The following is a 20081-nucleotide window of genomic DNA, read 5'->3' on the forward strand; positions in this document are numbered from 1 at the left end:
ATTTATTCATATACTTAAAGGAAATTTCTATTCACATGCAAAACCCTATTCACCCGACCCAATCATTACGTATTGCTTTTACACTTTCCTTACTTGGTGGTTATTTAGATGCATTTTGTTATCTAAATTTTGATGGCCATTTTGCCAGTCTCCAATCAGGTAATATTATTTTATTGACACTAAATTTGTTTAATCATCATCTAGCTACTGCCACATCATATTTAGTTCCATTATTTGCCTTTATCTTTGGGGCTGGCTGTAATTATATTTGTCGCCATATCTTTCCCACCCAAAGTAGCTACGTCTGGCAAGAGGTCAGCCTGATAGTTGAATTAGTTGGGTTCTTCATCTGTGGTCTCTTTGCAACTAAATTAAATCCAGAAGTTCTAGTTGCTGTTATGGCTTTCTTTGCTGCTATTCAAGCAGATACACTTAACTCCGTCCATGGAATGACTTATGCCTCAATTATGAGTACAAACAACCTTAAAACATTAGGTTCTAGTATTGGTGAATTCCTACTAACTCGTAAGCCGTCTGCTTTACGTAACGCCACCAACTTCGCGATGATTATTTTGGCATTTTTCTTTGGTGTTGTCTTAGCAAACATTGGTATCCACCATTTTGGTATTCATGCCCTTTTTGGCTTATGTATCTTTTTAGTCATCGCATTAGTTATCTTACGTCACCATCTTTTCAATCATACTAAGGTCGTATAAAGGCATAACGGGCTACCAAGACAGGGGCCATAGCCTGATATATTCAAAATACAACAATAGCCTCCATGAATAATTTATCATGGAGGCTATTTAGTGTAGTTTTTTGGTATTGCCTGACTGCTGTCACGCTTTTATTTATATAAACGTTGTTTTATTTGGAGTAAAGGCAATGCAATAATTGGCACAATAATGATACCTGCAATGATTTCAAAAATCCCATTGAACCCCACAATAATTGAGAGGAACCACCCTAAGAAATGTTGACTTTGTCCAAGGTTAATAAACTGATGCCAATCAATATGGAAAAAAGTAAATCCTATCCAAGTAATCAAAGTAACTACACCTGTATTAACTATTGCCGCGACTGCACCGGCTAAGCTAAGCCGCCAAACTTTAACATTCGCGGCTGTCGTACTTGGTCGAACTACTAAATTAACTGCTACCGCAATTAAAACACTCGCTCCAATTGCTGTAAAAGGATTCATAAAAATTAATGAGCCTACTGAAAATGGTGTCGTAAATGCTTGCCAAAGTCGGATTAAACCCCAAAACAACCCTAAAATCAAGCCAGAACGTAAGCCTAAGAAAATTGTTCCAATAGCAACGGTAAATTGAATAATAGTTACCGAAGCCCCAACAACAACCGCACCTAAAGGAATGTATCCTAAAAATGGTACTAATACTTGTACTAAAATAATTGCCATAAAAATTGCTGTTAACACTAACTGTCGAATATTTCGCATCGTATAATAAACCCCCATTTAATTTTATTTGAAATGTGGCATTAACTTGCCCTTTTAACACAAATAATCGCTATAATAAACATAGGTACAAATTATTATAACTTATCTAACTATGGAAAGGAAATTGCTTATGTCTCAACTTCTTGCCACTTTCTGCGAATTACCAGATGACGTCTTAGAAGAACTTCAAGCTAATGATACAACCGTTATTGCTCTCAAAGACCTTAAACCTGAGGACTATGCTAACGTAACGATTCTCCTAGGTTGGGATGCTAAAATCGGTAATGCCATTTTAGACGATCCAACATCTAAGTTAAAATGGATTCAAACCCACAGTGCGGGTATTGATTACTTACCTCATGATAAAATTGCGGCTAAAAACATTACTGTTACTAATGCTAGTGGTGTCCATGCCGAACAAATTTCACAATCAGTAATCGGAGACATTTTATACTTCACTCGTGGATTAAACACCCACGTTACTAATACCGCCAAAAAAATTTGGGATGATAAGCATGCCAATATCTATGTTCTTAGTGAACTCAAAGTGCTCATTTTAGGTACCGGTAACATTGGGATTGAACTTGCCAAAAACTTGCAAGCACTACATGTTAAAGTGACTGGTATTAACCACAGTGGTCGTGCGGTTGAAGGCTTTGATAAAACTTATCCAATTGCCGATTACGCAACGGCGGTTAAAGATGCTGATATTGTCGTCAATATTTTACCTGGAACCGAAGAAACTCGGAATTTCTTTAATGATGACTTCTTTAGTCATGTTGATAACCTCTTCATGTTCATTAACGTCGGCCGTGGTTTTTCTGTCGATAATGATGCCCTCGTTAAAGCTGTTAACGCTAAAAAAGTACGTTATGTTGCCTTAGACGTTACAAATCCAGAGCCATTACCAGCAGACAGTATTTTATGGGATATTCCTGAAGTATTAATTACAAGCCATACAACTGGTTTTTCATATGACTACAACTTACGCTTAGTACGTATTTTCCAACAAAACTTACCTAGTTACTTTACAAATGGTTCATTCATTCGTAATGTGGTTGACTTAAACAAAGGCTACTAAAAAAAGAGTTTACATGAACTATCATGTAAACTCTTTTTTATTATAATTGATGACGAACTTTTGAATTACGAGAACCGTATAATGCATACCATGCTAAACCAATTACTTGCCAGATGATAAAGACTTTCCATGTAATCATTTCAAGTTGAAGCATCAAGAAGACACAAAGGGCAAATGACAAAATTGGTACAACTGGATAGAGCGGTACTTTAAAGCCCTTACGGTTATCTTTAAATTGTGGATCACGACGTAAGAACACAACTCCAAGTGATACCAATGCAAAGGCAAACAAAGTTCCAATGTTAACTAATTCAGCGATTGTTTGCAAAGGTACAACACCACCAATAACAGCAGCTAATACTCCAAAGATAATCGTACTTGAAACAGGGATCTTTGAACGTTCAGAAACTTTACTAAATGTTTTAGGTAATAAACCGTCCCGTGAAATCGCAAACAACAAGCGGTTACCACCAAATGACATTACCATTAACACCGTTGTCATTCCAACCACGGCCCCTAGTGAAACGATTCCAGCAACCCAGTTTTGGTGAATCAATGTAAGCGCATAGGCAACTGGGTCACCTTGGTGGGCAGGATTAGCTAAGTCTTTGTAGTTAACAATCCCAACTAACACTGCTGATAAGGCCATGTAAAGCACTGAGGCCACACCCAATGAACCGATAATTCCGATTGGCATATCACGCTTAGGATTTTTAACTTCTTCTGATGCCGTTGAAACAGCATCAAATCCGATATAAGCATAGAATGCTGTCGCTGCTCCGGCAACAATTCCACCAAAACCATAGTGATGAACACCAGCGGCATCCGTAAACCCTTTTGGAATAAATGGAACAAAGTTACCTGATTTAATAAAGAAGACTCCCACACCGATAAATAATAAAATAACAGCAATCTTGACAATAACCATAATTTCATTGACTCGCGTAGATTCACGCACACCACTGATTAATAAACCTGTGACAAGTAAAACAATAATAATTGCAATAATATCAATACCTTTACCATTAGCATGTTGGAGGTACGTTGGTAGGTTGATACCGAACCCACCTAATAAATTTTGAAAATACGCCGACCATGATCCCGCAACGGATGACACGGCAAACAAATATTCTGAAATTAATGACCAGCCTAGAATCCACGCAATAATTTCGCCAAAGACTGAATATGCATATGTATATGCACTTCCGGCCAAAGGAATCGTTGAAGCAAATTCGGCATAACATAATGCTGCTAACGCACAAACAACAGCTGCCAGTAGAAATGATAAAACAACGGCTGGACCGGCATATTTACCTGCAATAATTCCAGGTGTGATAAAAATACCAGCACCAACAATTGCTCCTACTCCCATTGTCGTCAATCCAAATGCACTTAATGTCCGCTCAAGAACGGGCTTTTTTGCAAGATCGGACGCAACATCTTTTTTCATAAAGATACTTGTATGATTTGCTGCCATAATACTTACCTTCTTTCTATATGATTATTAGATAATACACATTTTTTCATAAAAACAAAAGCCTTTTTTATCAAAAAATGTCAATTTATTAATCATAGCAAATAATAAAGCATAATTCTATACAACTTGTACTTATAAAACTTATCCTAGGAGTAATTACTTTTTAATATTCCGTCGTTCAACCTAATGCACTATAGACAAAAAACGTTTGCTAAAATTAGCAAACGTTTTTTACTCTAATCGTCTATGAAAATTTACAATTTTTTATTTTTACTTTTTTTAAAACAATTTGCGCATTCTCATTTTAAATTCATTATTAATCGTTTAATGTCTGAAAACGAGGATCCATAACATCTAATCCATATTGACTTTCCAAATCATTAATAATTGTGCGAACTTCATCAGTTGAACTAGCTTCCATTAATTTTTCACGTAATTCATGTGCGTTCCGTAAGCCTCGTACATAAATTTTAAAGAACCGACGTAAGGCCACAAATTTACGTGAGCCAAAGCGATTATAGAAATCATCGAATAAATCTAATTGGAAACGTAATAAATCAAACGTTTCTTTCAAAGTATGTGCCTTTGGTTCAAGTTCAAAACAAAATGGATTTGTAAAAATCCCACGACCAATCATGAACCCATCAACGCCGGGGTGTTGCTTACCTAATTCCATTGCATGTGTTGCATTCTCAATATCACCATTAATTTGTAATAATGTGTTAGGTGCAATTTCATCACGCATCTTAACAATTTCATCAATTAATTCATAGTGAGCTGGTACACGTGACATTTCTTGACGTGTTCGTAAGTGGACTGTCAACAATGGTAAATTTTGTTTTAATAAAAATGGTAACCATGTGTACATTTCTTCAATCTTAGCAAACCCAATCCGCGTTTTAACACTAACTGGTACGCCCGCTTTACGAGCCGCTGCGATGATTGCTTCAGCCGCTTCAGGGTGACGAATCAAATCACTCCCACCACCATTTTTAACTACTGTTCCATCCGGACAACCCATGTTAAGATCAATTGCTTTATATCCCATGGCCACAACTTCGGGAACCGTTTTCTCAAAGTCTTCTGGCTTATCACCCCATAGTTGGGCTACTGGAAATTCTTCAGCTGGATCAACGTATAGGCGCCCTTGAACCGAAAATTTAGCCTGCGGATGGGTAATTGAGCGTGCATGCGTAAATTCCGTGAAAAATACGTCTGGTGCACATGCTTTAGCCACCACTTGTCGGAATACTGTATCAGTAACAGCTTCCATTGGGGCTAAAGTTAAGAAAGGTCGTTTATTGCCTTGCGCATCTTTTGCGTTTGCAGCAACATCGTTCCAAAAATTTGTCGTCTTCTCTGTCATTTTAACTACTCCTTAAATCAACATCGCGACCCATTTCAATGCTTCCTGGCTGTTAAAGACACCAAATAGTAGCCGCCAAATTTTTAATAATACACTAAATAATAAGTATGCGACTTTTTACATCAATTTTCAAGTCCTGGCCTTAACCAATGAACATTAAACCTAAAATCATCCCAATAATAAATAAGGCCATCAAAATAACTGTATTTTTAATAGTTAACAAAAATGATCCACGTTTTGTCCGGTCTTGCCAGAAAAACTTAAAGTGCTTAATAATAATTGGTATCGCAAGTAACGTTATCAAAACCGTCCATGGTAAAATCCCCATAATAACGGCCACAATTAAACTAACATAACCCAAAATATATAAAATCAAGTACAAAATTAGCCCTTTAGTTTGGCCAAGATAAAACGCCAAAGTGTGGCGATCTTCTTTAATATCTTCTGGTAAGTCCCCAATATTATTAGCTAACATAATGTTGGCAATACTAAAGACGCCTAACCCAGATACTAAGAAAACTTGACCAGCTAACGACCAATTAACTGGACTTGGATTATTTAATAACACAACTAACAACACAATGATATACCCCATCGTTACTCCTGAGGCTAACTCACCAAATGGGGTCCGTGAAATTGGCTTCGGTCCAGCGGAATAGAAAAAAGCTACCGCATAACTAATTAAGCTTAATAATGGCCACAACCAGCCACCTACTCGGGCCCATGTTGCAAAACCTAGAACGGTTGCCACAATTAATAGAATTGACAATACGACCATAACTTGCTTTTTAGCTACGCCTTCCCGACCAATAACATCGTTAATACCCGCCTTAAAGGTCTCATGCTTGGCATTGGTGAAATCTTGGAAATTATCCCAAACATTGGCTGCTAAGTGAAACGATACTGCTGCAATAAAAAACATCCCTACAGATATCCAATCAATTTTTAAACCAGCATAGGCGGAATATAATAATCCCACTAAAAAAGGTAGTACACTGGCGATACCGGATTTAATTTCAACTAAATCAAGCAGAACTTTCTTTTGCATTTTTTTCTCCATCTACGATAATTTTTACTAATAAAAAGGTCGACCCATTACTGGATCGACCTTTTTTATCTTAATGTATTGTGGCTGCTTGGCAGCGATTACACCAAGAAATTCCAAAATGAAAATATTTAGTAAACCAAATATTAACGTTTTGAGAATTGTGAAGCCTTACGGGCTTTCTTAAGACCTGGTTTCTTACGTTCCTTGATACGTGCATCACGAGTCAAGAGACCGGCACGTTTCAATGGACCACGGAAATCTGGATCAACTGTAAGTAATGCGCGAGCAATACCGTGACGAGTTGCACCAGCTTGACCTGAGAAACCACCACCGTTTACGTTTACAAGAACATCGTAGTTACCTGAAGTTTCAGTTACTGCAAAAGGTTGCATAACAACTTCACGTAAGTTAGCGAATGGAACGTATTCAGTAATGTCTTTACCATTCATAGTTACTTTACCGTTACCTGGTACCAAACGTACACGAGCAACTGAATTTTTACGACGACCTGTGCCGCTGTATTGAACTGTAGCCATTTCCATTCTCCTCCTTAGATTAAGTTAGTGATATCTAAAACTTCTGGTTGTTGTGCTGAGTGGTTGTGGTTCGCATCAGCATAAACGTGAAGTTTCAAACCTTGCTTACGGCCCAATGAACCCTTTGGAAGCATACCCTTAACTGATAATTCAATTAAGCGTTCTGGGTTGTTTGAGCGCAAGTCACCAGCTTGACGTGACTTCAAACCACCTGGGTGGTTTGAGTGGTGGTAGTAAATCTTATCAGTAGCTTTCTTACCAGTTAATTTAACTGCAGAAGCGTTGATAACGATTACGTTGTCACCTGTGTCAACGTTAGGTGTGAATGTTGGCTTGTTCTTACCACGTAAAATTGAAGCTACAACTGATGAAAGACGACCTAATGAGATGTCAGTAGCGTCAACAATGTACCATTTGCGTTCAATTTCGCCTGGTTTTGCCATAAATGTAGTGCGCATGGAAAATTCCTCCGTTTTTGTCTGTTTACAATCAATTTTTCAAATCTTACCGGGACTTTTAAAATGTGGATGGTAAACAATACCGTCCTTAATATTACTGGTAAGTATAGGTAAAGTCAATTAAAATGTGTGCAATTTTTGCAAAAACTTAACTTTATTTTTTAGCCGTATTCTCATAAAAAACTTTTTCTAAATACAAGCCGTGTGCTGGTGCTGTTAATGGTGCCTCTAACCGATTTTTAACGGTAAATAGTCGTAAAATATCATGTACTGGTCGTTTTTTTGTTCCGACTTCGAGTAAGACGGCCGTCATAATACGTACTTGATTATATAAAAAGCCATTCCCGGTAAAAATAAAATGAATTTCATTTAACTCAGGATACTCAACTAATTGTACATCGTAAATCTCACGTACAAAATCCTTTGTCGAATTACCTGCGGCCGCAAAACTCGTAAAATCATGAACGCCAATTAAATCTTGCATTGCGGTGCGAATTAAATCTAAATCAAGATTGTATTTAAAATTATATGCATACCGTCGCTTAAATGGATCAACAAATTCATTACGCGCAATCTTGTATCGATACTGCTTACCATGCGTATTGAAACGACTATGAAAATCATCGGCCACTTGTTCAACCTCAACCGCCATTAAATCAAGCGGAAACATTGAATTAAGACCATGCCGTAACCCTTCGGCTGGAATTGAAAATGGTAAATCAAAATGGACAACTTGTCCGTAGGCATGAACCCCCGAATCAGTACGTCCTGAACCAAATACTTCAATCGTGCCAGCATCATTTTTGGCAATCTTATTGACTACCCGTGTCAATACTGATTCAATGGTCCGTTGCTCTGGTTGCCGTTGAAAGCCGGCAAAATCCGTACCATCATAGGCAATTGTTACTTTATATCTTGGCATACTAACCTTCCTACATTAAAAATCGTGTGCCAACTAAAATCACTAACACACACATAAAAACTAATACCGCTAGTGAATCTCGCCGCTGCCATGCTAAAACACGAAATTTCGTCCGATTTTCACCACCTTGATAACCACGGGCTTCCATTGCATCCCCTAAATCAATTGCGCGTTGAATGGCACCGACAAACAATGGGATTAAAATCGGCACAATCGCTTTACTCCGTTTAACAATTGACCCATTCGCAAAATCAACTCCACGAGCGCGTTGGGCATTCATCACTTTAACGGTTTCATCCATCAATGTTGGTACAAATCGTAACGCAATTGCCAACATTAACGATAATTCATACACTGGAAATTTAATTTTTAATAACGGCTTCATTAAATATTCTAGCGCATCTGCCAAAGCCAGTGGTTGTGTCGTTAATGTAAGGACGGTTGACATTAAAATAATAAATAAAAACCGTAAAAACACATAGACGGCATTAATGATTCCGGTATTAGTTACTGTAAATGGTCCAAATGCCCAATAAACATGGCCACTTGGTGAGAAAAATAATTGCAAGACAATAGTAAAAACAATTAACCATAAAACGGGCTTTAATCCTTTAAGATAGATTGCCAAACTAATCTTCGTACTAGCCACCGCCAACAAAGTAAACAGACCTAAAATTAGATAACCTAGCCAATTATTTGCTAAAAAAATTAAAATAATAAAACTAACGCTTAAAATTAATTTAGCACGTGGATCTAGACGATGAATAATTGAATTTCCTGGGACATAGCGGCCGATAATCATATTACTCATGATTGCCCCCCTTTTTTAAACTACGTTGCAACGCCAAAGCAAGTTGCTCTACGTTAATAATATTGGCACTCAGATCAAATCCTTGTGCGCTTAATTTATTTTTAAATAGCACTGTGTGAGGGACATCAAGTTGTTGAGCTTGCAACCATGTAATATCGGCAAAAACTTCCATTGGGGTAGCATGTTTAACAAGTTGCCCGTTAGCCATTACTAACACATCATCAGCATACTCAGCGGCATCTTCCATCTGGTGTGTGACTAAAATAATCGTTAAATTCTTGGTCGCATGCAACTCCGCAAACATCGCCATCATTTCTTTACGACCGACTGGATCAAGACCCGCAGTTGGTTCATCCAAAATTAATACTTGTGGTTCAATAGCTAAGACACCCGCAATCGCAACTCGCCGCATCTGCCCACCTGATAAGTCAAAAGGTGATTTCTGCCAGTGCTCTTCGGGTAAATTTACTAATCGTAACGCCTTTTGAGCTAATTCTTGTGCTTCTTGTGGATTTTTACCAAAGTTTAGCGGTCCAAACATGACGTCTTTTAGAACCGTTTGTTCAAATAATTGACTTTCTGGAAATTGAAATACAATTCCAACGTGTTGACGGACTTTAGCCAGTATTTTTTGCGATGTTTTATTGTCAACTACATGGTCATCAAAAATAATTTGCCCCGTTGTTGGCTTAATTAACCCATCTAACAACTGTAAAATTGTTGATTTCCCAGAACCAGTATGTCCAATTAGTGCGGTATATGAATTAGGCTGAATCTTAAAGTTCAAATCAGTCAACGCATTATTAGCAAATGGTGTCCCGGGTTGATAGACATAGCTTACATTTTTAAATTCAATTGCCATAACCACTGTACCAACCTTTCTTCATCTAAATATTCTTCCGGCACATCGACATCTAAATTCTTTAGTGCTAACTTTAATTGCTCAGCATAAGGCACGTCCAGACCTAATGCTAACAATCGTTGACCGCTACTAAATATTGTCGCCGGCGTTCCTTCTTCAACTAACTGGCCATCGTTAATCACTAAAATTCGATCCGCATCAGCTGCCTCATCAATATCATGTGTGATTGAGATGACTGTTAGTTCCTTGCCTAAACGGTCCTTAAGTTTACGGATAGCAGCAATTACTTCCTTACGGCCTTTAGGATCAAGCATAGCCGTTGCTTCATCTAAAATAATAATTTTGGGTGCGACAGCAATAATCCCCGCCAACGCAACTCGTTGTTTTTGACCACCAGATAAATGTGTGGGTTCTCGATCTGCAAATACGTCCATTTGAACTTCTTTGAGTGCCGCTGGAACCAAAGCTAACATTCGTTCACGTTCAATTCCGCGATTTTCAAGTCCAAACGCCACATCATCAGCAACTGTTGCGCCAACAAACTGATTTTCGGGATTTTGAAAAACCATCCCCACTTTATTACGAACCGTCCACATATTTGCTTCATTAACAAGTTGACCATCAATTAAGATTTCACCAGCATCTGCGACTAATAAATAATTTAATAATTTAGCGAGCGTTGATTTTCCAGAACCGTTATGACCAATAATTGCGACCCATTCACCCTTGGTAACACTAAAAGATAAGTTATCTAAGGCCTTACTTGTACTGCTCGGATATTGGTAAGAAATATTTTTAACTTCAATGATATTTTCCACAATTTTTCCTCTCATCATAATCTACGCTTTTATTGTTTTTAATAAGAATAGCCAAAATTTTACCATACTTTAGATCATCATTCTAACTAAACTAGCGCCTGCTATTAATACAGATTAATGATGTATATAAGCTTTATCTCAAAAAGTTACGTTTAACAAATAATTATCTTAGGTACTTTCAGTGTTTTTTGGTATCATTAGTATAAAATATATTTTAGTTAGAAATTTATTTAAGCTCAAGTGTACTTTGACTAACATAAGTATACGGCTTAAATTTTGATTTAGAAGGGGAAGCTTTATGGCGCACACGCAACTTCACCCGCTTTGGATTAAATATCCATCCTTAAAAAAGGATCTTGGAGCGGTTGTTGAGCTAATTGAACAAAATATTAATCTTGATGAGTCTGATGTTAAAAAAGCCATTGTTAAAATGATTGAAAATGGCGGAAAAATGCTGCGACCTGCCTATACACTATTAATGGCATCTTTTTATGAGATTGATCATCAACGAATTCTTGGATTAGCCGCAGCAATCGAAACGCTTCATGCCGCATCGTTAATCCACGACGACATTATTGATGATGCGCCAACACGTCGACACTTACCTTCAATACAACAACAATTCGGCAAAGATGTTGCTGTCTATGCTGGGGATTATTTGTTCGTCGTTGTTTTCCGCTTATTGAGTAAAAATCACCTGGATTTATCTGCAATCCAACGCGATACGCAATATCTTGATAATTTATTAGCTGGGGAATTAAATCAAAAAGATGCCCGTTACGATTTTGAAATGACTATCGAACGGTACTTAAAACAAATCGATGGTAAGACTGCTGAATTATTTGCTTTAGCAACTACCATTGGTGCAAACAAAGAAAATGCCCCCGCTGATTTTCTTGCCAATGCTGATAAAATTGGGCGTAACATTGGGATGGCTTTTCAAATCTTAGATGATATCCTTGATTATGAAGAATCAAGTAAAGCCATTGGTAAACCGACACTTGAAGATTTACGTCAAGGCGTCTACTCAGCGCCACTTATCTTCACAATGGCCACGCACAAAGCTGAAATCTTACCGATTTTACAAAAGCGGACTGAAATTAGCGATGCAGAAGCCATAGTTTTAGATCGTTTAGTTAAAAACTATGGGTTAACACCAGCTAAAGAACTCGCCAAAGAATACACACGCAAGGCAATTGCTGATATTGAAAATCTACCAGATAAACCTGCTAAGAAAATTTTATTGCAATTGACGACCCAATTATTAAAACGTAAAAATTAATATCAAAAAGGCTTCGGAATATCATATCCCAAAGCCTTTTTATTTTTAGCTTTATTACCCACTATCTTAGTAGTTGCTTTTAACACCGGATTCTTAAATGAATTCTTTTTTTATGATGTGTAATTGTTGATCTAGCTGATAATGAATCGGACTACCATTGTCAACTTCAACTTGCATAATATCTGCATCATCAATTTGCTCTAGATATTTTATCAATGCCCGCAAAGTACTACCATGAGCAACAATCAATTGATTCTGGCCTTGGCGCAATCCTGGGGCAATCACATCTTGCCAGTAAGGTAATAATCGCACTGAGGCCATCTCGAGGCTTTCACCACGTGGTTCGAGCCCCAATGGATATTGCCGTTTAGGCTCTGGGCGACTTAGTAATGGTGGCACGGCGACATATGAACGCCGCCATTGTTGTACTTGCCATGCCCCAAACTGTTCTTTAGCAGTATCTTTATTCATTCCCCGTAATGCACCATAATGCCGTTCATTTAAACGCCAAGACTTACGCATGGGTAAGTACAACTGATCTATTTGTTCAAGCACGATATTAGCCGTTTGAATTGCTCGGCGTAAATAGGATGTATGTACTTGCGTAAATTGAACATTCGCTTGCGCCAATTTCTGCCCCGCTATTTTAGCTTGGGCGATACCTTGTTCCGTCAAAGCAACATCACTCCAACCCGTAAAAATATTATCTCGATTAGCTGTACTTTGACCATGGCGCATAATATATAAATCAACCATCTCAGTTCCTCACAATCACCGTCTTGTTAAATAACTTAATAATACTTGTTACCTTTTTCACCAATGATAGCTTATTTTTAATAAACTGCAAGTAGCTTTACTTAATTACTACTTAAAATTCAAGAATGACGCTTCCATAACTCAAACCAGCCCCAAAACCAGCTAATAATAACCGCTTGCCAGTTAAATCTTGGGTATTCATTAATTCCGCAAAAGCCATAGCAATTCCAGCTGATGAGGTATTACCGTAATATGAAACATTTTCGCAAAACTTACTTATTGGTTGCTCCAATTTAGCAGCAATTGCTTCAATAATGCGTAAATTGGCTTGATGCATAATATAAAAATCAATATCATCCCCAGTTAAGCCATTGTTCGTTAATAACGTCGTAATTTGCGTTGGCACTTTTGTCGTCGCAAATTCAAATACTGCCCGGCCATTTTGAAAAAACGCGTCCGTTTCAGGATAATTATTACTACTAATTTCTGTAATTGGCATAACTCGACCTGAGTGAATTGTTTCAGCATCCCCCATTGTTTGCAACTTTTCTGCGCGAATAACTGAATTATCACCATCAGCAACTAATAATGCAGCCCCAGCGCCATCACCAAAAAATACGGCCGTTGTTCGGTCAGTAAAGTCCATCATTTTGGTATTAACTTCAGCACTAATTACTAGTGCACTTTTATACGTCCCTGATTTAAGAAATTTTTCCGCGGTACTTAACGCAAAAACAAACCCCGCACATGCCGTACTAATGTCATAGCCCCACGCATTTACTGCACCTAATTTCTTTTGCACAATTGCAGCCGTTGCTGGTGTTTGCGCATCTGGGGTAATGGTACTTACAATAATCAAATCGATATCTTCTGCAGCATATTTAGCATTATCTAACGCTTGTTGTGCTGCTTTAGTTGCTAAATCCGATGTATTTTCACCAGCCAAGGAAAAATGCCGTGTTTTAATCCCGGTATGACTTTGAATCCAAGGATCATTGGTGTCCATGATTGTGGCTAACTGATTATTATCCACAACACTGGCTGGTACATAATGCCCCGCTGCAATAATCTTGACCCCATCACTCATTTTATTACCTCTTTATTATTCTCTTAATTATATTTTTAATATAATTCCTATTAAAGTTTATCAGTCCATTTTAGCTTAAAATAGGTTAAATAATCAAAAAAAATCTTTTTCACCTGTTTTTTTAAGATTCATTTTCCTTTATTATGTGCTACCATGAGAGATAGTTCGTTTTTTTTTAATAATCCACTAGATAAGTTTGACTTTTAAAGATTTCACTGGTAAATTAAGAACAATCAAAATTTGAAAAGAGGTTAAAATTCATGTCTAACTGGGACGAAAAATTCTCAAAACAAGGTTTCACCTTCGATGATATCGCGCTTTTAGCTGAACCTAGCGAAAATACCGATACTGCTATTAATTTGCAAACAACAATTGCAGATAACTTACACTTAAACATCCCTGTTTTAAGTGCCAGCATGGATACAGTCACTGAAGCCAATATGGCTGCAGCACTTGCTAGTGCCGGTGGTCTTGGAGTGATTCACAAAAACTTGAGTATTGCTGATCAAGCTAACGAAGTTGCTAAAGTTAAAGCTTTAACAATTGATACCAAATCAAACCCGATGGCTGCCCTTGATGAACAAGGTCGCCTTCTCGTTGCCGCCGCAGTTGGAGTTACCTCTGATACATTCGAACGCGCTAGTGCATTATTCAATGCTGGTGCTGATGCGATTATTATCGATACTGCTCACGGTCACTCAGCCGGAGTTCTTCGTAAAATTGCCGAAATTCGTGCCGATTTCCCAAATAACACTTTGATTGCCGGAAACGTAGCTACTGCTAGTGGAACACGTGCTTTATTTGAAGCCGGTGTTGATGTTGTTAAAGTAGGTATCGGTCCTGGTTCAATCTGTACTACCCGAGTTGTTGCTGGGGTTGGTGTACCACAATTTACAGCCATTCATGACGCTGCGGTTGTTGCCAAGGAATTTGGTAAAGCAATTATCGCCGATGGTGGTTTAAAGAGTGCCGATGACATTACTAAAGCCTTAGTAGCTGGTGGTAATGCTGTTATGGTCGGTTCAATGCTTGCTGGGACTGATGAAGCACCAGGTGAAGTATTCGTTGCCGAAGATGGTAAAAAATACAAATCATACCGTGGTATGGGTTCAATTGGTGCCATGCAACGTGGTTCATCTGACCGTTACTTCCAAGGGGGCGTTAACGAAGCTAACAAGCTTGTTCCCGAAGGTATTGAAGGTCGGACTGCTTATAAAGGAACAGCCCTTGATGTCATTGGCAAAATGATTGATGGCTTAAAAGCCAACATGAATGGTCTTAAATTAGCTAGCCTTACTACGCTAATTAACGATGATGTAGCGGCTAAAGTTGCTAATCCATTCCCTGCTAATGCTGACCGACACCTTTCATACGAAAACGTACTCTTACAACCAGCCGCTTCAAACGTGTTGCCAAACAGTGTTTCATTAGCTTCAAAAATCGCCCCAATGTTAACTTTAAACATTCCGGTTATTTCAGATCAAACAATCACTGATGCAACTTTAGCAACTGTGCTTGCACAACAAGGTGGACTTGGTGTTATTTCTGCTAAATTAAGCATTGACGCCCAAGCTAAAGAAGTTGGTTTAGTTAAGTCAGTTTCAATTAGTACTATTTCAACACCAAATGCCGCAACTGACGTTCAAGGTGACCAAGGTCACTTAGTTGTTGCCGCTGCCGTCAACATTGATGATGAATTAACTGCACGTGTTGAAAAATTAGTAGCTGCCAAGGTCGATGCAGTTGTTGTTAACAATGCTACTCCTGCAGTTATTGCTGAATTACACGCTGCATTCCCTTCATTAGTATTATTTGCTGATGATGTAACTTCTGCTGATGCTGCGGAAGCGTTACTCCAAGCAGGAGCCACAACTTTAATTGCTAAAACTGCTGACCACACTGAACTTTCAACAATTTTGGCCACAGCTAAAGTTGCGGAAGCTCATGGTGCTTTTGTAATCGCTCATGGTGATATCAAATACTCTGGTGATATTGTTAAAGCTCTTTCAGCTGGTGCCAATGCAGTTATGCTTGACTCAATGCTTGCTGGAACTGACGAAGCTGTTCAAGGTGATGTTGTTGTTACTGGTAATGAAAATATTCTTGCTGGTTACGAAGAACACACAAGTTACAATGGTTCTGCTGCGGATGTTATTTTCCAAATGCTCGGTGGTTTACGCTCAGGAATGGGTTATACCGGTGCTGCTACACCAGCTGAATTGATTCAAAAAGCAGCCTTTGTTCAAATTACAACTGCTGGTTTGATTGAATCTCATCCACATGATGTTACAATTACTAAGTCAGCACCTAATTACTCTAAGTAATTTGATTTAAAATATTTAAGGAGTCCATAGTAATGGCCAATAAAGAATTCGACAAAATTCTCGTGCTTGATTTTGGTAGTCAATACAACCAATTGATTACTCGCCGTATTCGTGAATTCGGTGTTTTCTCTGAATTAAAATCACACAAACTTACTGCCGATGAGATTAAGGCAATTAACCCTAAAGCAATCATCTTCTCTGGTGGCCCTAACTCAGTTTATGCTGATGATGCCTTCAAGATTGATCCTGCTATCTGGGAATTAGGTTTACCAATTCTTGGAATTTGTTACGGAATGCAATTGATGGCCCACGACCTCCCTGGTGGTGAAGTTCTTGGTGCAAAAGACCAAGAATATGGTGTTACTGATATTAACATTACTGTACCAACTACACCATTGTTTGCGAACACACCTGAAGAACAAGTGGTATTAATGAGTCACGGTGACAAGGTAACTTCTTTACCTGATGGTTTCGAACCAGTTGCTGTTTCAGCTAATACACCATTTGCTGCTATCCAAAACTTAGACAAGAACTTCTTTGGAATCCAATTCCACCCTGAAGTACGTCATTCAGTTTTCGGTAATGACATTCTTAAAAACTTTGTATTCAACATCGCTGGTGCAACTGCTAACTGGTCAATGGATGACTTCATTGACGAAACAATTGCTGAAATCCGTGAAACTGTTGGTGATAAGAAAGTCCTTCTTGGTCTTTCTGGTGGAGTTGACTCATCTGTTGTTGGGGTCTTACTACAAAAAGCAATTGGTGACCAATTAACTTGTATCTTTGTTGATCACGGTTTACTCCGTAAGGGTGAAGCTGAACAAGTTATGGCCGATCTTGGAACTGGTTTTGGCTTAAACATCATCAAAGTCGATGCCCAAAAACGATTCCTTGATAAGTTAGCTGGTGTTACTGATCCTGAACAAAAACGTAAAATTATTGGTCGTGAATTCGTTGAAGTCTTCAACGATGAAGCCTTTAAACTCGAAGACGTTGATTTCTTAGCCCAAGGTACGCTTTACACTGATATCATTGAATCAGGTACTGATACCGCCCAAACTATTAAGTCACACCATAATGTTGGTGGTCTTCCAAAAGAAATGACATTCAAGTTAATTGAACCAATGAAAACACTCTTCAAAGATGAAGTTCGTGCTATCGGTGAAAAACTTGATATTCCACATCACCTTGTATGGCGTCAACCATTCCCAGGTCCTGGTCTTGGTATCCGGGTTCTTGGTGAAATCACTGAAGATAAATTAGAAATCGTCCGTGATACTGATGCTATCTTACGTGAAGAAATTGCCGCTCACGGTCTTGAAAGTGAAATCTGGCAATACTTCACCGTACTTACTGGTATTCGTTCAGTTGGGGTCATGGGTGATGGTCGGACTTACGATTATACAATTGCCTTACGTGGGGTAACTTCTATTGATGGAATGACTGCTTCATTTGCAAAAATTCCATGGGAAGTCCTTGAAGACATCTCAATTCGTATTGTAAATGAAGTTGATCACGTTAACCGCGTAGTCTACGATATTACAAGTAAGCCACCTGCAACTATTGAATGGGAATAAGTTGCTTTGCAATTTTAGTCCTATCAATTTATAGCGGTATCTGCTTAACTAGCATATAAAAACGCCACACAGCTAATAACTGTGTGGCGTTTTTTAGTATGTTGGACTAATTATCAGCTAATTTGTTACGGCATTGAATAGCTTGTGCTGGATAATCTGTATGGAAGGCATCTACATTACGCTTAAAGCAAAGTATCATTGCACTTTCTTCGTTGACGGTCCAAGGACGAATGTATTTAGGGTAATCAATAAGTTCTTTTTCCATCTTCGAAAACCAAGTAAAAGATGGATGAATACTATCAATTAATAATAAATATTTTGAAAATAATATGGTGAATTTATCTCCCACCATGATCCAAGCTTTCTTAGTTTGAGGGTCAATTTCGCCCAGTCGTTCCAAGGTCAAAGGATTAAAGCTAGAATAGATTACTTCAAATACTGGTTGTTGTTTTTGAATTAACTTAACTAGTTTTTGCTCAATTCCAGGATAATCATATTGGTCTGTTTTAAGTTCAATATTTAAAGTTCCTGTAAACCCAATCTCGGTTAATAAGTCTAGAACTTCTGTAAAAGTTGGAATTTTTTCAGTTGCATATTCCATTGAAAACCAACTACCGGCATCGTATTCCTGTAATTCCTTAACAGTCATATCCCCAACAGTACCTGTACCATCGGTTGTGCGATTAATTGTTTCATCATGTATGACTACCAACTGACCATCCTTTGATAACTGTACATCCAATTCTATACCATCACTTCCTACCCGAACTGCTTCTCGAAAAGCTGATAATGTATTTTCTGGATGCGTCCCTTTACTGCCACGATGCGCAAAAATTTTGGTCATGCTAGCCCCTCTTTCCTATTGTAGTTTCCCATTTGAACGATTTGATTGTAATAATGCATTATTTACGTCAGTAGAAACTTTATCTAAAGTTTTCGTAACATTAGCCCCGTTGAAGATACTATCCATTCCAGCTTCTTCAATTGATCGAGATTCCGTAATTACATTTGTTAGTACCCCTTGTGTTTGCGGAACATTTTTTGTATCGTGCAATTGATTAGCCGCTTGCTGTAATTCTGGATTTTTTGCATATGCTTTTTTCATCAAGTCTTCGTTATATGCTAGCTTATTTACTGGAAAGTAACCCGTTGCTAAAGACCATTTAGCTTGGCTCGCTGGTTTTAACATAAATTTCATGAAATCCCACGCCCCATTTGTTTCAGATTTAGATTTTCCTTTCGTAATCCAGACACTTGCACCACCAATAGCAACTCCTGTACGCGTTTGTTTTTTCTCAGGAATTGGTAAATAGCCAATTCCTACGTTAAATTTTGCTGTTTTGAAAATTTGATTTGCTGACGATGATGAAGCAAAAATCATCGCCACATCTTGTTTTAAGAAACCAGCAGTAAGATCGTTTTCATTTGTTGAATAGTTAACTGCTGTCCCATCTTTAAGCATGTTTTGCACCCATGTTAACATATAACGAGTATCAGCATTATTAAACGAGACTTTAGTCGGTACACCGGTTTTCCCGTTATCGTTATTCATCAAAAAATTCCCTTGATTAGCAATTAATTCTTCAAATAACCAACCATATACTTGGAGACTAAATGATTTTGTTTTTGAACCTTTTTCCTTTAATTTACGACCAATATCAGCAATTTCTTCATACGTTTTTGGAAATGAATTATATCCCACTGATTTTAATACATCCTTATTGTAAAACATTACTGGCGTTGAACTATTGAACGGAATTGATTGTAATTTACCATCTAAACTATAATAAGCAGAAATTGGTTTTTCAATATTGTTTAAGGTTACTCCGTCTTGTTCAAATAATTTATATGCGGGAATATAATTTTTATTATCAATCATTGTTTGGGTCCCCACTTCTGGAACTTGTACAAGATCTGGAGCAGAAGGACTACCAGCAACACTTTGGTATTTCGCTAAATTTTCTGCATAAGTTCCCTGAAAACTTGGAATAATTTCATATTTAGTTTGTGATTTATTATATTCTGCAACTAATTTTTCTAATGCAACTTTATTTGCACCACCCATCGCATGCCAGAAAGTGATTACTTGACGATGATCTTGGGTTTTTGTATTAGCATTCGCGTTTGCCATTTGCATTCCTATTCCAAAAATGGCAGCAATTCCTAGTATTGAAAGTAAAATTACGAAAATCTTCTTAGACACGTGCTTTTCTC

General features: G+C 37.9%; 19 protein-coding genes. 5 read left to right on the top strand and 14 right to left on the bottom strand.

Going from position 1 to position 20081, the window contains the following annotated elements; translation table 11 throughout:
• Positions 1 to 35 precede the first annotated feature (35 nt).
• A complete protein-coding gene (locus LQZ75_RS04240) occupies positions 36 to 716 on the top strand; it encodes a YoaK family protein (RefSeq protein ID WP_230096615.1) in 681 nt (226 codons plus the stop codon).
• A gap of 131 nt (positions 717 to 847) precedes the next feature.
• Here LQZ75_RS04240 and LQZ75_RS04245 read toward each other — a convergent pair whose 3' ends face one another.
• A complete protein-coding gene (locus LQZ75_RS04245) occupies positions 848 to 1459 on the bottom strand; it encodes an ECF transporter S component (RefSeq protein WP_230096616.1) in 612 nt (203 codons plus the stop codon).
• Positions 1460 to 1589: 130 nt separating this feature from the next.
• Here LQZ75_RS04245 and LQZ75_RS04250 point away from each other — a divergent pair, with 130 nt between their 5' ends.
• The gene (locus LQZ75_RS04250; protein WP_230096617.1) at positions 1590 to 2540 is read left to right on the top strand and encodes an NAD(P)-dependent oxidoreductase; all 951 of its coding nucleotides are present in this window, start codon (positions 1590 to 1592) and stop codon (positions 2538 to 2540) included.
• Between the two features lie 40 nt (positions 2541 to 2580).
• Here the strand turns inward: LQZ75_RS04250 and LQZ75_RS04255 are convergent, their stop codons facing one another.
• The 9 genes from LQZ75_RS04255 to LQZ75_RS04295 all read right to left on the bottom strand — a co-directional run bounded on the left by LQZ75_RS04255 (position 2581) and on the right by LQZ75_RS04295 (position 10838).
• Positions 2581 to 4017, bottom strand: coding sequence for an amino acid permease (locus LQZ75_RS04255; protein WP_230096618.1), 1437 nt, complete (start codon positions 4015 to 4017; stop codon positions 2581 to 2583).
• Between the two features lie 316 nt (positions 4018 to 4333).
• Positions 4334 to 5383 (bottom strand): tRNA dihydrouridine synthase, encoded by a 1050-nt coding sequence (locus LQZ75_RS04260; protein ID WP_230096619.1) that lies wholly within the window; start codon positions 5381 to 5383, stop codon positions 4334 to 4336.
• Between the two features lie 142 nt (positions 5384 to 5525).
• Positions 5526 to 6431 (bottom strand): UbiA family prenyltransferase, encoded by a 906-nt coding sequence (locus LQZ75_RS04265; protein ID WP_230096620.1) that lies wholly within the window; start codon positions 6429 to 6431, stop codon positions 5526 to 5528.
• 143 nt (positions 6432 to 6574) lie between these two features.
• Positions 6575 to 6967: a 30S ribosomal protein S9 gene (gene rpsI / locus LQZ75_RS04270; RefSeq protein ID WP_168722215.1), complete on the bottom strand. Its 393-nt coding sequence runs from the start codon at positions 6965 to 6967 to the stop codon at positions 6575 to 6577.
• Between the two features lie 14 nt (positions 6968 to 6981).
• A complete protein-coding gene (gene rplM, locus LQZ75_RS04275) occupies positions 6982 to 7425 on the bottom strand; it encodes a 50S ribosomal protein L13 (RefSeq protein ID WP_168722216.1) in 444 nt (147 codons plus the stop codon).
• 154 nt (positions 7426 to 7579) lie between these two features.
• Complete coding sequence (gene truA / locus LQZ75_RS04280) at positions 7580 to 8347, bottom strand: tRNA pseudouridine(38-40) synthase TruA (RefSeq protein WP_230096621.1); 768 nt, start codon at positions 8345 to 8347, stop codon at positions 7580 to 7582.
• Positions 8348 to 8357: 10 nt separating this feature from the next.
• Positions 8358 to 9161, bottom strand: a complete 804-nt coding sequence (locus tag LQZ75_RS04285; protein WP_230096741.1) for an energy-coupling factor transporter transmembrane component T family protein — start codon at positions 9159 to 9161, stop codon at positions 8358 to 8360.
• On the bottom strand, positions 9151 to 10020 hold the full coding sequence (locus LQZ75_RS04290) for an energy-coupling factor transporter ATPase (RefSeq protein WP_230096622.1): 870 nt from the start codon (positions 10018 to 10020) through the stop codon (positions 9151 to 9153). Before LQZ75_RS04290 ends, LQZ75_RS04285 begins: the two co-directional genes overlap by 11 nt.
• On the bottom strand, positions 9996 to 10838 hold the full coding sequence (locus tag LQZ75_RS04295; RefSeq protein ID WP_230096623.1) for an energy-coupling factor ABC transporter ATP-binding protein: 843 nt from the start codon (positions 10836 to 10838) through the stop codon (positions 9996 to 9998). The genes LQZ75_RS04290 and LQZ75_RS04295 overlap by 25 nt, the downstream gene beginning before the upstream one ends.
• A 298-nt stretch (positions 10839 to 11136) precedes the next feature.
• On the opposite strand from LQZ75_RS04295, the gene LQZ75_RS04300 reads away from it, so the two are divergent.
• Positions 11137 to 12120 carry a polyprenyl synthetase family protein gene (locus tag LQZ75_RS04300; protein WP_230096624.1) on the top strand — a complete coding sequence of 328 codons (984 nt, stop codon included), beginning with the start codon at positions 11137 to 11139 and terminating at the stop codon, positions 12118 to 12120.
• A gap of 93 nt (positions 12121 to 12213) precedes the next feature.
• Here the strand turns inward: LQZ75_RS04300 and LQZ75_RS04305 are convergent, their stop codons facing one another.
• Positions 12214 to 12876 (bottom strand): 2,3-bisphosphoglycerate-dependent phosphoglycerate mutase, encoded by a 663-nt coding sequence (locus tag LQZ75_RS04305; protein WP_230096625.1) that lies wholly within the window; start codon positions 12874 to 12876, stop codon positions 12214 to 12216.
• Positions 12877 to 12988: 112 nt separating this feature from the next.
• Positions 12989 to 13963, bottom strand: coding sequence for a beta-ketoacyl-ACP synthase III (locus LQZ75_RS04310; protein WP_230096626.1), 975 nt, complete (start codon positions 13961 to 13963; stop codon positions 12989 to 12991).
• Between the two features lie 260 nt (positions 13964 to 14223).
• Between LQZ75_RS04310 and LQZ75_RS09830 the strand changes: the two genes are divergently transcribed.
• Both LQZ75_RS09830 and guaA read left to right on the top strand, forming a co-directional pair.
• Positions 14224 to 16287 (top strand): IMP dehydrogenase, encoded by a 2064-nt coding sequence (locus LQZ75_RS09830; protein WP_432443441.1) that lies wholly within the window; start codon positions 14224 to 14226, stop codon positions 16285 to 16287.
• A 32-nt stretch (positions 16288 to 16319) separates the two neighbouring features.
• Positions 16320 to 17867: a glutamine-hydrolyzing GMP synthase gene (gene guaA, locus LQZ75_RS04325; protein WP_230096627.1), complete on the top strand. Its 1548-nt coding sequence runs from the start codon at positions 16320 to 16322 to the stop codon at positions 17865 to 17867.
• Positions 17868 to 17973: 106 nt separating this feature from the next.
• Here guaA and LQZ75_RS04330 read toward each other — a convergent pair whose 3' ends face one another.
• Entirely contained in the window at positions 17974 to 18711 is a 738-nt protein-coding gene (locus tag LQZ75_RS04330) for a glycerophosphodiester phosphodiesterase (RefSeq protein ID WP_230096628.1), read from the bottom strand.
• 15 nt (positions 18712 to 18726) lie between these two features.
• Positions 18727 to 20070 carry an ABC transporter substrate-binding protein gene (locus LQZ75_RS04335; RefSeq protein ID WP_230096629.1) on the bottom strand — a complete coding sequence of 448 codons (1344 nt, stop codon included), beginning with the start codon at positions 20068 to 20070 and terminating at the stop codon, positions 18727 to 18729.
• Positions 20071 to 20081: the final 11 nt, after the last annotated feature.

The organism is Periweissella fabaria, assembly GCF_918814575.1.
Classification (GTDB): domain Bacteria; phylum Bacillota; class Bacilli; order Lactobacillales; family Lactobacillaceae; genus Periweissella; species Periweissella fabaria.

Bases quoted from the DNA above. Each gene is read 5' to 3' on its own strand.
- LQZ75_RS04240 (WP_230096615.1), top strand. From the start codon at position 36: ATGCAAAACCCTATTCACCCGACCCAATCATTACGTATTGCTTTTACA.
- LQZ75_RS04245 (WP_230096616.1), bottom strand. From the start codon at position 1,459: ATGCGAAATATTCGACAGTTAGTGTTAACAGCAATTTTTATGGCAATT.
- LQZ75_RS04250 (WP_230096617.1), top strand. From the start codon at position 1,590: ATGTCTCAACTTCTTGCCACTTTCTGCGAATTACCAGATGACGTCTTA.
- LQZ75_RS04255 (WP_230096618.1), bottom strand. From the start codon at position 4,017: ATGGCAGCAAATCATACAAGTATCTTTATGAAAAAAGATGTTGCGTCC.
- LQZ75_RS04260 (WP_230096619.1), bottom strand. From the start codon at position 5,383: ATGACAGAGAAGACGACAAATTTTTGGAACGATGTTGCTGCAAACGCA.
- LQZ75_RS04265 (WP_230096620.1), bottom strand. From the start codon at position 6,431: ATGCAAAAGAAAGTTCTGCTTGATTTAGTTGAAATTAAATCCGGTATC.
- rpsI (WP_168722215.1), bottom strand. From the start codon at position 6,967: ATGGCTACAGTTCAATACAGCGGCACAGGTCGTCGTAAAAATTCAGTT.
- rplM (WP_168722216.1), bottom strand. From the start codon at position 7,425: ATGCGCACTACATTTATGGCAAAACCAGGCGAAATTGAACGCAAATGG.
- truA (WP_230096621.1), bottom strand. From the start codon at position 8,347: ATGCCAAGATATAAAGTAACAATTGCCTATGATGGTACGGATTTTGCC.
- LQZ75_RS04290 (WP_230096622.1), bottom strand. From the start codon at position 10,020: ATGGCAATTGAATTTAAAAATGTAAGCTATGTCTATCAACCCGGGACA.
- LQZ75_RS04300 (WP_230096624.1), top strand. From the start codon at position 11,137: ATGGCGCACACGCAACTTCACCCGCTTTGGATTAAATATCCATCCTTA.
- LQZ75_RS04305 (WP_230096625.1), bottom strand. From the start codon at position 12,876: ATGGTTGATTTATATATTATGCGCCATGGTCAAAGTACAGCTAATCGA.
- LQZ75_RS04310 (WP_230096626.1), bottom strand. From the start codon at position 13,963: ATGAGTGATGGGGTCAAGATTATTGCAGCGGGGCATTATGTACCAGCC.
- LQZ75_RS09830 (WP_432443441.1), top strand. From the start codon at position 14,224: ATGTCTAACTGGGACGAAAAATTCTCAAAACAAGGTTTCACCTTCGAT.
- guaA (WP_230096627.1), top strand. From the start codon at position 16,320: ATGGCCAATAAAGAATTCGACAAAATTCTCGTGCTTGATTTTGGTAGT.
- LQZ75_RS04330 (WP_230096628.1), bottom strand. From the start codon at position 18,711: ATGACCAAAATTTTTGCGCATCGTGGCAGTAAAGGGACGCATCCAGAA.